The sequence below is a fragment of the uncultured Microbulbifer sp. genome (genome assembly GCF_947504145.1).
GTDB lineage: Bacteria > Pseudomonadota > Gammaproteobacteria > Pseudomonadales > Cellvibrionaceae > Microbulbifer.
This window is the reverse complement of record NZ_CANNGQ010000001.1, coordinates 1137130-1149469: the sequence shown is the minus strand read 5'-3', so window position 1 is coordinate 1149469 and position 12340 is coordinate 1137130. Positions and strand designations below refer to the sequence as shown.

Annotated in this window: 13 protein-coding genes; 11 read left to right on the top strand and 2 right to left on the bottom strand. The window is 57.0% G+C overall.

What is annotated here, in order from left to right:
- Nucleotides 1–7 precede the first annotated feature (7 nt).
- From Q1A74_RS05155 to Q1A74_RS05125, 7 genes are all read left to right on the top strand, one after another.
- Nucleotides 8–676 carry an NADH:ubiquinone reductase (Na(+)-transporting) subunit D gene (locus Q1A74_RS05155; RefSeq protein ID WP_299593861.1) on the top strand — a complete coding sequence of 223 codons (669 nt, stop codon included), beginning with the start codon at nt 8–10 and terminating at the stop codon, nt 674–676.
- Between the two features lie 3 nt (nt 677–679).
- Nucleotides 680–1288 (top strand): NADH:ubiquinone reductase (Na(+)-transporting) subunit E, encoded by a 609-nt coding sequence (nqrE, locus tag Q1A74_RS05150; protein ID WP_299593011.1) that lies wholly within the window; start codon nt 680–682, stop codon nt 1286–1288.
- A gap of 18 nt (nt 1289–1306) precedes the next feature.
- Nucleotides 1307–2533, top strand: a complete 1227-nt coding sequence (nqrF, locus tag Q1A74_RS05145) for an NADH:ubiquinone reductase (Na(+)-transporting) subunit F (protein ID WP_299593008.1) — start codon at nt 1307–1309, stop codon at nt 2531–2533.
- Nucleotides 2534–2602: 69 nt separating this feature from the next.
- Nucleotides 2603–3592: an FAD:protein FMN transferase gene (locus Q1A74_RS05140; protein ID WP_299593005.1), complete on the top strand. Its 990-nt coding sequence runs from the start codon at nt 2603–2605 to the stop codon at nt 3590–3592.
- Between the two features lie 2 nt (nt 3593–3594).
- On the top strand, nt 3595–3861 hold the full coding sequence (nqrM, locus tag Q1A74_RS05135; RefSeq protein ID WP_299593002.1) for a (Na+)-NQR maturation NqrM: 267 nt from the start codon (nt 3595–3597) through the stop codon (nt 3859–3861).
- A 45-nt stretch (nt 3862–3906) separates the two neighbouring features.
- On the top strand, nt 3907–5304 hold the full coding sequence (sthA, locus tag Q1A74_RS05130) for a Si-specific NAD(P)(+) transhydrogenase (RefSeq protein ID WP_299593000.1): 1398 nt from the start codon (nt 3907–3909) through the stop codon (nt 5302–5304).
- Nucleotides 5301–5768 (top strand): thioesterase family protein, encoded by a 468-nt coding sequence (locus Q1A74_RS05125; protein WP_299592996.1) that lies wholly within the window; start codon nt 5301–5303, stop codon nt 5766–5768. Before sthA ends, Q1A74_RS05125 begins: the two co-directional genes overlap by 4 nt.
- Before the next feature lie 33 nt (nt 5769–5801).
- Here the strand turns inward: Q1A74_RS05125 and Q1A74_RS05120 are convergent, their stop codons facing one another.
- Both Q1A74_RS05120 and Q1A74_RS05115 read right to left on the bottom strand, forming a co-directional pair.
- On the bottom strand, nt 5802–6488 hold the full coding sequence (locus Q1A74_RS05120; RefSeq protein WP_299592993.1) for an alternative oxidase: 687 nt from the start codon (nt 6486–6488) through the stop codon (nt 5802–5804).
- A 185-nt stretch (nt 6489–6673) separates the two neighbouring features.
- The gene (locus Q1A74_RS05115) at nt 6674–6988 is read right to left on the bottom strand and encodes a hypothetical protein (RefSeq protein WP_299592990.1); all 315 of its coding nucleotides are present in this window, start codon (nt 6986–6988) and stop codon (nt 6674–6676) included.
- Nucleotides 6989–7253: 265 nt separating this feature from the next.
- Between Q1A74_RS05115 and Q1A74_RS05110 the strand changes: the two genes are divergently transcribed.
- From Q1A74_RS05110 to Q1A74_RS05095, 4 genes are all read left to right on the top strand, one after another.
- On the top strand, nt 7254–8840 hold the full coding sequence (locus tag Q1A74_RS05110; protein WP_299592987.1) for an alpha/beta-hydrolase family protein: 1587 nt from the start codon (nt 7254–7256) through the stop codon (nt 8838–8840).
- Between the two features lie 86 nt (nt 8841–8926).
- Nucleotides 8927–10168 carry a lipoprotein-releasing ABC transporter permease subunit gene (locus Q1A74_RS05105; RefSeq protein ID WP_299592984.1) on the top strand — a complete coding sequence of 414 codons (1242 nt, stop codon included), beginning with the start codon at nt 8927–8929 and terminating at the stop codon, nt 10166–10168.
- A gap of 60 nt (nt 10169–10228) precedes the next feature.
- A complete protein-coding gene (gene lolD, locus Q1A74_RS05100; protein WP_299592981.1) occupies nt 10229–10978 on the top strand; it encodes a lipoprotein-releasing ABC transporter ATP-binding protein LolD in 750 nt (249 codons plus the stop codon).
- A gap of 8 nt (nt 10979–10986) precedes the next feature.
- Nucleotides 10987–12255, top strand: coding sequence for a lipoprotein-releasing ABC transporter permease subunit (locus Q1A74_RS05095; protein WP_299592977.1), 1269 nt, complete (start codon nt 10987–10989; stop codon nt 12253–12255).
- Nucleotides 12256–12340 lie beyond the last annotated feature (85 nt).

Sequence of the window (12340 nt, the reverse complement as noted above, 5' to 3'; positions counted from 1 at the left end):
CATGAGCATGAAATTGAAAGACACTCTGCTGGAGCCGATTTTCAACAATAACCCCATTGCGTTGCAGATCCTCGGTATCTGTTCCGCACTGGCGGTAACCAGCTCACTTCAGGTGACGCTGGTAATGTGTATCGCGCTGACCACAGTTGTGGCATTTTCCAACACCGCAGTATCTCTGATCCGTAACCAGATCCCGGGTAGCATCCGGATCATCGTACAGATGACCGTGATTGCCTCTCTGGTAATCCTGGTAGATCAGGTGCTGAAAGCGGTGGCCTTTGACATTTCCAAGCAGCTCTCGGTATTCGTTGGTCTGATTATTACCAACTGTATCGTGATGGGCCGCGCGGAAGCCTTCGCCATGAAGCACGGTCCCAAAGACAGCTTCTTCGACGGTGTCGGTAACGGTCTGGGTTACAGCGTGATCCTGATTGGCCTCGCGATCGTTCGCGAACTCTTCGGAGCCGGTAAGTTGATGGGTGTGGAAATTCTGCCATCCATTAACAATGGTGGCTGGTACGTGCCCAACGGCATGCTGCTGCTGCCGCCGAGCGCTTTCTTCCTGATCGGTCTGTTTATCTGGGCTATTCGCGCCTGGAAACCGGAACAGGTTGAAGAGGACGAGTTCAAGATTACGTCCAACTCTAAAGTGCCGTTGGCGCAACAGGAGGCCTGATAGATGGAACATTTTATTTCCCTGATCATTCGCGCCGTTTTCATTGAAAACATGGCGCTGGCCTTCTTCCTCGGGATGTGTACCTTCCTCGCGGTATCCAAGAAGGTCGAAGCGGCGATTGGCCTTGGTGTTGCGGTAATCGTAGTACTGACCATCACCGTTCCGGTTAACAACCTGATTTACACCTACCTGCTGAAAGACGGCGCGCTGGCCTGGGCTGGCTATCCGAACGTGGACCTGAGCTTCCTCGGCCTGCTGTCTTACATTGGCGTAATTGCTGCATTGGTACAGATCCTGGAGATGTTCCTGGATAAGTATGTACCGGCGCTCTACAACGCCCTGGGTGTGTTCCTGCCGCTGATTACCGTGAACTGCGCCATCATGGGTGCGTCGCTGTTCATGGTGGAGCGCGAATACAATTTTGGTGAAAGTGTTGCCTACGGCTTCGGCGCTGGCCTCGGCTGGGCGTTGGCGATTGCCGCCCTGGCGGGGATTCGCGAGCGCATGAAGTACAGCGATGTGCCGAACGGCCTGAAAGGTCTGGGCATCACCTTCATTACCGTTGGTCTCATGTCGCTGGGCTTCATGTCCTTCGGCGGCATCGATATCTAAGCGGGGAGGTCGAATAGAATGGAATTAACGGATATTTATTTTGGCGTAGGCATGTTCACCGTGATCGTGCTGGCGCTGGTAGCAATCATTCTGGTTGCCCGCTCGCGCCTGGTGAACACCGGTGACGTCAACATCGTGGTTAATGGTGAGAAAACCCTCACCGTACCGGCCGGCGGTAAGCTGCTGCAGACTCTGGCGGCGAACAACCTGTTCCTCGCCTCTGCCTGTGGTGGCGGTGGCTCCTGTGCTCAGTGTGTGTGCAACATTAGCGAAGGTGGCGGCGACATGCTCCCCACCGAAGCGCAGCACTTCACACCCCGTGAAGCCAAGGAAGGCAAGCGCCTTTCCTGTCAGGTTGCGGTTAAGCAGGACATGAAAATCGAAGTGCCGGAAGAGGTCTTCGGTGTGAAGCAGTGGGAGTGCGTTGTGGAGTCCAACCCCAACGTTGCCACCTTCATTAAAGAGCTGACCCTGAAGCTGCCAGAAGGCGAAAATGTCGATTTCCGCGCAGGTGGTTACGTTCAGCTGGAAGCGCCACCCCATCACGTGAAATTCTCCGATTTCGATATCGAAGAAGAGTACCGTGGCGACTGGGAAAATTTTGGCTTCTTCAAAATGGAGTCCAAAGTGACCGAGCCGGTGGTTCGCGCCTACTCCATGGCCAACTACCCGGAAGAGAAGGGCGTTGTTAAGTTCAACATCCGTATCGCCACGCCGCCGCCGCGTACCGAAGGTATTCCGCCGGGCCAGATGTCTTCCTACGTCTTTAACCTGAAGCCAGGTGACAAGATGCGCGTTTACGGTCCCTTCGGTGAGTTCTTCGCCAAGGATACCGATAACGAAATGGTCTTCATTGGTGGTGGTGCCGGTATGGCGCCGATGCGCTCGCACATCTTCGACCAGCTCAAGCGTCTGCACTCCACGCGCAAGATCAGCTTCTGGTACGGTGCGCGCTCTCTGCGTGAGATGTTCTACGAGGATGACTACAACGGCCTGCAGGATGAGTTCGACAACTTCAAGTGGCATATTGCCCTGTCGGATCCACAGCCGGAAGACAACTGGGAAGGCTACACCGGTTTCATCCACAATGTAGTTTACGAGAACTATCTGAAGGACCACCCGGCACCGGAAGATTGCGAGTACTACATGTGCGGACCGCCCATGATGAACGCGGCGGTGATCAACATGCTGAAAGACCTCGGCGTAGAGGATGACAACATCCTGCTCGACGACTTCGGTGGCTGATCGCGCATGATTGGACGTGACATTACATCCACAAAAACAGGGCCGCTCTTATCGGCCCTGTTTTTGTTTGTGCTCGTTGTACTGGCTGTACTTGCGGGGTGCGGCCAGGACAAAACCGTCTGGAAATTGACTGGCCCCACCATGGGTACCGCCTACCACATCACCCTGGTGGATGTGCCCGAGGGTGTTGAGCGGGCAGAATTGCAGACCGCTATCGATGCGGAGCTGGATGCGGTCAATCAGGAGATGTCGACCTATATTCCGGATTCCGAGCTGATGCGCTTTAACCGCGCCTCGGTGGGTGAGCCAGTGGACGTCTCGGCCCACCTGGCAGAAGTCATCGAGCGCTCCCTGGAGATCTACCGCAATAGCAGCGGTGCCTTTGATGTGACCGTGGGCCCACTGGTCAATTTGTGGGGGTTCGGCCCAGACTTGGAGCCTGAAGTGATCCCGGACGCGGCACAAATCCGTGCATTGCGCGAGCAGATTGGTTCGGACGCGCTGCGTATCGACGGTCAACAGCTCTCCCGGTCCCGTCCAGTAGAGATTGACCTGTCGGCCATTGCGAAAGGACACGGCGTGGATCGTGTGGCGGATTTACTGGTCCAACGAGGTATTGCGAACTTCCTCGTCGAGATCGGTGGTGAGTTGCGCACTGGCGGCGTAAACCCATCGGGGAAAACCTGGAGAATCGGTATCGAGCGACCTTCTGCGGGGCAGGTGGTACAACAGCCTATTCAGGTCAGCGACCGGGGAGTCGCCACCTCCGGGGACTACCGCAATTATTATGAGCGCGATGGCAAACGCTACGCCCATATCATCGACCCGCGCACTGGCGCCCCGGTGGAGCACCGCCTGGCGTCGGTCACCGTGATTGCTGGTACCTGTGCCGAAGCCGACGGCTACGCCACGGCCCTCAATGTGATGGGGGCGGAGGCAGCGTTACAATTGGCAGAAGAGCTGCAACTGGCGGTGTTTCTACTGGTAAAAACTGATTCCGGCTTTGAAGAGCGCGCCAGTAGCGCTTTCCAGCCATATCTTGAAAGTCAGGGGAGGTAACCGTGACTATTTATATTTTTGCGTTCATTATTATGCTGCTGATCGTGGCCGGCATGGCAATCGGTATGATTGTGCAGAACAAGCCGCTCAAAGGCTCCTGTGGTGGCCTGAACAACATCGGTATGAAACGCGACTGCGATATCTGCGGTGGCGATGACGACGAGTGTGAAAAGGAACAGGAGCGTCAGCGCCAGGTAGCCCTCGCGGAAGCGGCCGCTGAATCTGATCTTGCCTATGACGCAACGAGCAAGCAGAACAAGCGTTCCTGATTTAACCAATCTGATTCACCCATAAAAGCAAAAGACAGTAAATCAATGGCAGATTCCAAGTACGATCTGGTGGTAATTGGTTCTGGCCCGGCGGGGGAAGCCGCGGCCATGAGCGCAGCCAAGAAAGGGCTGCGTGCAGCGGTGATCGAGCGCAGTGCATCGGTTGGCGGCAACTGTACCCACAAAGGGACGATTCCGTCCAAAGCGTTGCGCCACTCGGTGAAACAGTTGATGCGTTACAACACCCAGAGTGTATTCCGTGCACTGGGTGAGCCGCGCCGTTTGACCTTTCCGCAAGTGATGCAGACGGTCAACAAAGTCATTTCCTACCAGGTGGAAATGCACACTAGTTTTTATGCGCGCAACCGCGTGGACCTGATCGTCGGCGATGCCCAGTTCCGCGATGCCAACAGCGTCGAGGTACAGCTGGCGGACGGTGCCAAGGAAATCATCACCGCAGAGAAATTTATCATCGCTACTGGCTCCCGCCCGTATCATCCAGCGGATGTGGATTTTGCGCACCCACGGGTGTACGACAGCGATACCATCCTGGATATGGAACACACGCCCCAGGCCATCATCATTTATGGTGCTGGCGTAATTGGCTGTGAATACGCCTCGATATTTGCCGCGCTGGGCATGAAGGTGGATCTGATCAACAGCCGGAATCACCTGCTGGAATTCCTCGACGACGAAATTTCCGATGCACTGAGCTACCACCTGCGAGATATGGGCGTCACCGTTCGCCACCGCGAGGAGTACGCGAAAGTGATCGGCACCGATCGCGGTGTCACCATGGAAATGCAATCGGGCAAGCGAATCTGGGCCGATGCATTACTTTGGTGTAACGGACGCTCTGGTAATACCGGGTCTCTGGGGCTCGATAAAATCGGTCTCGAGGCGAATCACCGCGGACAACTCGCGGTGGATGATCATTACTGCACGGCAGTGGAGAATGTGTTTGCGGTGGGTGATGTGATTGGTTGGCCGAGCCTTGCCAGTGCATCCTACGACCAGGGTAGGGCGGTTGCCGCTGCAATCGTTGGCCGCGGCCATCGCGTCATCGAAGATGCGCCCACAGGTATTTACACCCTGCCGGAAATTTCTTCGGTCGGCAAAACAGAGACCGAGCTGACGAATGCCAAGGTGCCGTACGAAGTGGGCCGTGCGTTGTTCAAGCACACGGCGCGCGCGCAGATTTCCGGCGAGCGGGTAGGCATGCTGAAAATCCTGTTCCATATCGAAACCCGTGAGATCCTCGGGATTCACTGTTTCGGTGCTGAGGCCGCAGAGATTGTGCACATCGGCCAGGCAATCATGAAACAACCAGCGCCGAACAATTCCATCGATTTCTTTGTGAATACCACATTCAACTACCCGACCATGGCGGAAGCCTATCGCAGTGCGGCACTGGATGGTCTCAACCGGATTACACGGCTGTGAGTGAGCCGTCTCCGGCAGAATTTCGCACTATGGTGGAGGGGATATTTTCGGATATCCCCTTTGTCCGTGAGATCGGTCTCCGGTTGCACGATTTCGACCTCGAACAACAGACCCTCTCTGCAAAGTTCGATTTGAACCCGAAGCTGATCGGCAACCACTTCCAGAATATTCTGCACGGAGGCGTTATCGCTACCGCGCTGGATACGGTCGGTGGGCTGACGGCGATGGTAGCTGCCTACCAGCGCATGGGCGGTGCTATTGGGTGGGATGAAAAAATCCAGCGGCTGATTCGGCTGGGAACTGTGGACATGCGGGTAGATTATCTCAAACCCGGCCGCGGCCAGCACTTTGTGTGTGATGGAAAAATTCTACGGGTGGGCAATAAATTGGTAGTCAGCCGGATGGAACTGCACAATGACCGCGACGAGTTGATTGCCACCGGTACCGCGACTTTTCTCTACTGATTCAACGGTGGGTACACTGAGAAGAGCGCCGCTTCAAAAGTGCTTTCCTTCGGATATGAGGTCAGCAAATTGATGATTGGTGTCGCGGTGCATCACTTCATCGGCACGTATGATTTCCACCACATCGCGCAGTCGCGCATCTTCTGACAATCCCCAGTAATCAATTGCTACCTGCGGGGCTGGCACATTCTCCTCATGGCCACTGTCGATACGCTCCAGATAGAGCGTATAGCTGACCACGGCTTCTTCTTCAAAGTATCCTACCAGGCGGTGCGCTGTCTTATCGGAAATCAGATACAGCAGGAAAAAGGCGTTGTAGAAAACTGCCTGCACTATCACCACAATCAGCCGTTCATACCAGGTGGGATGGATGATTTCCATGAACGTCATCAGGTGCATGCGCTCGTTTTCTGCTTCATCCAGTAGGGTGAATATCCAGCCATCGTCATCACACAAGCGGCGCAAACATTTCAGGTGCTGCAACGTGCCACCTACCATGCCGGGTACCGCGGCGACGGTCTCCAGAACAATGGCGCGGTTGCCGTAACGCTTGGCAAAAAACGTGTCGGCAATAAACCGCAGAAGGTTCACTACACCCAGCGCAATGCGGTCCGACAGATTGCGGGGCGGCAGGCGCTTGTCCAGCTGCAGGCTGCTGCCATCGAGGCATTCGTACGCCGCGCGATTGGGGGTAATTCGAGTACGCTCGGGGTTGCTCATAGTTGCCGCTTGAAAGTGTTAAGAGGTCAAGGTCGGCGGGGAGGCGGAAAGTGAACGAATAGAACGGCCTCAACCCAGCATGAGTTTAGCAGGCGACAGCGTAAGTACTCTGTCGCCCGAGGGCTGGGCCAGGTTCGATTTGGAGTGAAGCCAGGGGGCGGGAAGGGGATGTGGCTTGCTAAGACTTATCCCTGATGCTTTTTAACGGTATGCAGTACCCGGTCATATTCGAAGTAGACGAAAAAACCGGCGTATTCCCAGCGGGTAATTGCGGGTTCGCCAACCGGGCCCTGAATGTTCAGCGGCTCGCCGAGCTCAGTAGTGACCTGCTCCTGCTTTTTGCCGCGCAAATGGTCCGCTTCGGTGACATAGCCCTGGCTTCCGACCGGAACTTCCACGGTATCTGCCAAAGTGGCGCTGCTGGCTAAAAATGCACCGCCCAGCAGGCTTGCGAGTGACAGGGCGCGCAGGGAAGAAATCTTGTGGCGAGTTGAGAACATTGGGCTCTCCAGATTGATTATTCGACTTGTTCGGCATTAAAGCAGATATTGTGCCTAAACACGCGGATTTCTTCACGTTTTTCCTCATTTCAGGAGTCGGGGACCGCGTTCAGTTGTCGCCGAACAATACCCGGCGTCTGTTTTTCTGGGCTGGTCATCGCGCGGCCATAGTCCGACTATGCTAAGTAGAATTTTGGTCCGACGTCTCGAGCATCCAAGGATGGCAATCAGACAATTTTTTACCACTTCTGGCGTCCTGGTCGGGATGATTTTCTTCGCAATCTCGCTCACGCCATCCCTCATTCCTCGCGAAGGGGTAACGCAGGGGATCATCTCCGGTGTGGCACTTTCCGCCGGGTACGCAGTCGGTGTGCTAATCGTCTGGCTGTGGCGCTTCCTGGAGTTGCCAGTGGCGAGCGCGGGAACCAGCCGCGTGCTGGCCCGGATTGGCGGCCTGATCTGCCTGCTGACCGCGCTGGGTTTCCTGTGGCGGGCGACCCACTGGCAGAACTCACTGCGCGCATTGATGGGCATGGAAGATGTGCCCGGTGTCCGGCCCTTTACCATAGCGCTAGTCGCGTTGGCGCTGTTCATCGTATTCCTGTTGCTCGGCAAGCTGTTTCGCGCGCTGTTTTATTTCCTATTTGGCAAGCTCGAAAACCGCGCACCGCGGCGTATATCCGGAATACTCGGGTTGCTGGCGGTATTCTGGCTGTATTGGTCGGTGATCGATGGCGTATTGCTGACCGCCGTACTGAAGCGCATTGATGGCATCTACCAACGGCTGGACGCGAATATCGTGCCCGACTTGAAGCCGCCGCAAGCCGAGGGGAAAGCCGGCAGCCCCCAGTCACTGTTGAACTGGGACGATATGGGCCATCAGGGACGCCGCTACCTGGCGCTCGGGCCTGCGGCCAAGGATATCGCCAAATTAACCGGCAGCGCCAAAGACCCGGTCCGGGTCTACGCGGGCTTGAACGCGGCAGATTCGCCAAAAGAGCGCGCGCGGTTGGCGTTGGAAGAGCTCAAGCGGGTAGGGGGCTTTGAGCGATCCGTGCTGATCCTGATCACCCCCACCGGTACCGGCTGGGTAGATCCCGGTGCAATCAACTCTGTCGAATACCTGTTCGCTGGGGATATCGCCAGTGTTGCGGTGCAGTACTCCTATCTTCCCAGCCCTATCGCACTGATGACGGAGGACGCGTATGGGCGAGAAACCGCCGCGGCGCTGTTTCAGAGTATCTATGGGCACTGGAGTGGGTTACCCAGAGAGACCCGTCCAAAGTTGTACCTGTTCGGCCTGAGTCTCGGTGCGCTCAACTCCGATCGTTCGTTTGATTTTTTCGATATTATCGATGATCCCTTCGACGGGGCCCTGTGGACGGGCCCGCCATTTCGCAGCGATACCTGGCGAGACGTGACCGCGCACCGGGATGCGGGGTCACCGGCCTGGTTGCCGCAGTTCCGCGGCGGCGCCATGGTGCGCTTTGGTAATCACTTTGAGGGGTACGACAAGGGAAAGGTGCCCTGGGGGCACTTTCGCATCGCCTATCTTCAGCATGGCAGTGACCCCATCGTATTTTTTGAGCCCCAGGCCGCCTACCGCAAGCCCACGTGGATGCAAAAACCCAGGGCGCGAGATGTGTCACCTGATCTCCAGTGGTATCCCATCGTTACCATGCTGCAGCTGGCGATGGATATGCACGCCGGTATTGCGCCCATGGGGTACGGGCACAGTTATGCGCCTGCGGACTATGTAAATGCCTGGTATCACCTCACGGAGCCGGAGGGGTGGGACGAGGACAAGCTCAAGAAGTTGAACGAAAATCTGCTGCAGTGGAATCCGCGCTGAACGGTGTTGTCCAAATTGCAGGACGGAACCAGGTGTTATGCGTAAATACTTGGATTTCTTGGCGTTTTTCCGCTTAAATCAACTGCATGATAAAACCAGTTTCCCTCTACATTGGCCTCCGCTACGTCGCCGCCCGCCGCCGGCAGCAGTTTATTTCCTTTATCAACGGGTTCTCGCTGTTGGGTATGGCGCTCGGTGTGCTGGCGCTGATTGTGGTGACCTCGGTGATGAACGGGTTCGACCGCGAGCTGAAGACCCGCATTCTCTCCGTGGTACCCCACGGCTTCGTGGAGCAGAAGAGTGGCCTGGAAGGCTGGCCTGCCATTGCCGATACTCTTCGCCAGCAGCCTCATGTCATCGCCGCCAGTCCCTTCGTGCGTGGGTTCGCATTGCTCGGGGCGAATAATCAATCCCAGGGTGTGGAGTTTCAGGGGGTCGACCCGGTGGCGCTGCGTGAAGTTTCTGCGGTCGGCGAGCATATGCTGATGGGGAGCCTGGATACGCTGGAGCCCCGCAGTTACAACATTGTTCTCGGGCGTATTCTCGCGCGCCAGCTGGGCGTGATTCCTGGTGACAGTGTCATCCTCACCTTGCCGGAAGTGGTTATCACGCCCGCCGGTATTTTCCCCCGCACCAAACGCTTCACCGTTGCCGGCGTATTCTCCGTGGGCGCGCAGGTGGATCAGAACATGGCGCTGATGCATCTCGACGACGCGGCACGCCTGCTGCGCATGCCCGGCAAGGTGCAGGGCCTGCAGCTCAAATTTGACGATATGAACAACGCTCTCGGGCGGGTGGAAGGTTATGCAGAATCCCTTGGTGATGGTTTCACCGGAGAAGACTGGAGCCACTCACAGGGCAGCCTGTTCCAGGCAGTAAAAATGGAAAAGACGGTCGTCACACTGATGTTGATGATCATTGTGGCGGTCGCCGCATTCAATATTGTTTCTGCACTGGTGTTGATGGTTGCAGACAAGCGCTCGGATATTGCGGTACTGCGTACCCTCGGGCTTACCTCTCGCCAGATAATGGCGGTATTCGTAGTGCAGGGTAGCGCCATCGGCATTATCGGCGCGCTGGCTGGCGGGCTTTTGGGGACATTGATCGCGCTGAACCTGACGGACCTGGTTTCCTGGATTGAGCATGTGGTGGGTGCGCGTATCTTCGACCCGCAGGTATTTTTCGTCAGCTTCCTGCCCTCGGAATTTCGCCCCGGCGATGCAATCATGGTCTTGAGTGCTGCCGTCATCATGAGTCTGCTGGCGACCTTGTTCCCGGCCTGGCGTGCCGCACAGATTGAGCCCGCCGAAGCGCTCCGTTACGAATAAACCAAGATAAATTCGGCAGTCGGTTTATATCGCTCTGCCAAAAGGTAAACGAATCATAAGATGAACAGCCAAGTGGAAATTCACCCGGAAGAATCCCGCCCGCAGGCGTCCGCCGACGTGGTGCTGGCCTGCCATCAACTGTCAAAAACTTACCGCCAGGGGGCCAATCAGCTCGACGTACTGCGCGATGTTGAACTCCAGGTACCCAAGGGCGAGCGCCTGGCCATCGTTGGCGCCTCCGGTTCCGGTAAATCGACTTTGCTGAACTTGCTGGGTGGGTTGGATACACCCACTACCGGTGAAGTGTGGGTGGGTGGTAAAAACCTCGCGACACTGAATGCCAACGAGCGCGGCTGGCTGCGCAACAGCAGCCTCGGCTTCGTGTATCAGTTCCACCACCTGCTGAACGAATTTTCCGCGCTGGAAAATGTGGCCATGCCGCTGCTGATTGGCAAACGCTCGGTGTCGGAATCCCGCGCTGCCGCGCAAGAAATGCTTGAGGCTGTCGGCCTCGGCCAGCGCCTCACGCACAAGCCTGCACAGCTCTCGGGTGGCGAACGCCAGCGCGTGGCCATTGCCCGCGCTCTGGTTGCCCGGCCTGCCTGCGTGCTGATGGATGAACCAACAGGCAACCTGGATCGCGCGACCGCAAAAGAAATTCACAAGCTGATGGATCGCCTCAACCGTGAAACCGGCATCAGCTTTGTGATCGTTACCCACGACCCGGATCTGGCCGCGGCCCTCGACCGCTGCCTGCACCTGGTAGATGGTCAGCTGGTCGAAAACTGGAAGCCGGGCGACCATGTTTAAGGTGACGTATGTTTAGACCTCTACCGGCGTTTATCGGCCTGCGTTACGCAGGCGCCCAACGCAGCGACCAGGATTCCGCTGGACTGGTGTCGTTTATCTCCGGGCTATCCATGATCGGCCTGATTCTCGGCGTCGCGTTGATGATCGTGGTGATGTCCGTGATGAACGGCTTTGACCGCGAACTGCGTGAACGCATTCTCGGCATCATGCCGCACGCCACCGTGTACAACGCCAGCCCAGACATCGACTGGACACAAGTGCGCGAGCAGGTGGCTGCGGCACCGGGTGTAACGGCCGCCGCCGAGGTGTGGCAGGTAAACGGCTTGGCCCGCAACGGGTTGGAAGTCACGCCGCTTCTGGTTCAGGGTATCAATCCGGAAACCATCGTCGATGTGTCGAGCATCAATGATTTTTTGCAGCCTGATAGCTTCGCCGCGCTTACCAGCAACCCCGCTGAGCCGGGCATCATTCTCGGTCGCGGCATTGCCGATAAGCTGGAAATTAGCGTCGGTGAGCAGCTCTCTGTGATCGTTCCGCAAAGTGGTAGCTCGGAGGGTGGTGGGCGCACCGCGGCGCAGCTGGCAGGATTCCGCGTGGTGGATATTTTCCACTCAGGCACCGCGTTGGATCACTCTCTGGCGCTAGTAGATTGGACGCAGGCCCAAACCCTCGCCGGTGGCGCTGGCGGCGCCGGGGTACAGATGCGGATGGAGAACATGTTGCGCTCGTTCTCCGTGTTCCAGCAGCTGCTACAACAGCTTCCCACGGAAGGCTACTACGGCAACGACTGGACCGGGACCCACGGTAACCTGTATCAGGCGATCCAGATGTCGCGCAACCTGGTGAGCCTGCTGGTCTTCCTGATTATCGCCATTGCCGCGTTCAACGTGGTTTCCACTCTGGTGATGGTAGTGATCGATAAACACGGCGATATCGCCATCCTGCGCACCATGGGTGCCAGTACCCGCGAAATCCTGCTGACGTTTGTGAGCCAGGGCGCACTGGTCGGGCTGATCGGGGTGCTTGTGGGGGGATTACTTGGCGTGGTCGGGTCGCTGTTGGTTACCGATGCGGTGGCGGGGCTCGAGTCGCTGTTCGGTATTCAGTTTCTCAAATCCGATGTGTATCCGGTGGACTACCTGCCGTCGGAATTGGAATGGGGGGATGTGGCACTGGTAGTAGGGGCGGGGTTCTTACTCAGCCTGATTGCCACTCTGTATCCAGCCTTCCAGGCCAGTCGGGTTCAGCCTGCTGCGGCCTTGCGTCAGGACTTTTAAAATAGTCTGCCGGGCCTTGGCCCGGCATCCTGCGGTTCAACGTTCTGAATCCCGGGCCAGGCCCGGGATAACAAAGCGCAATCCG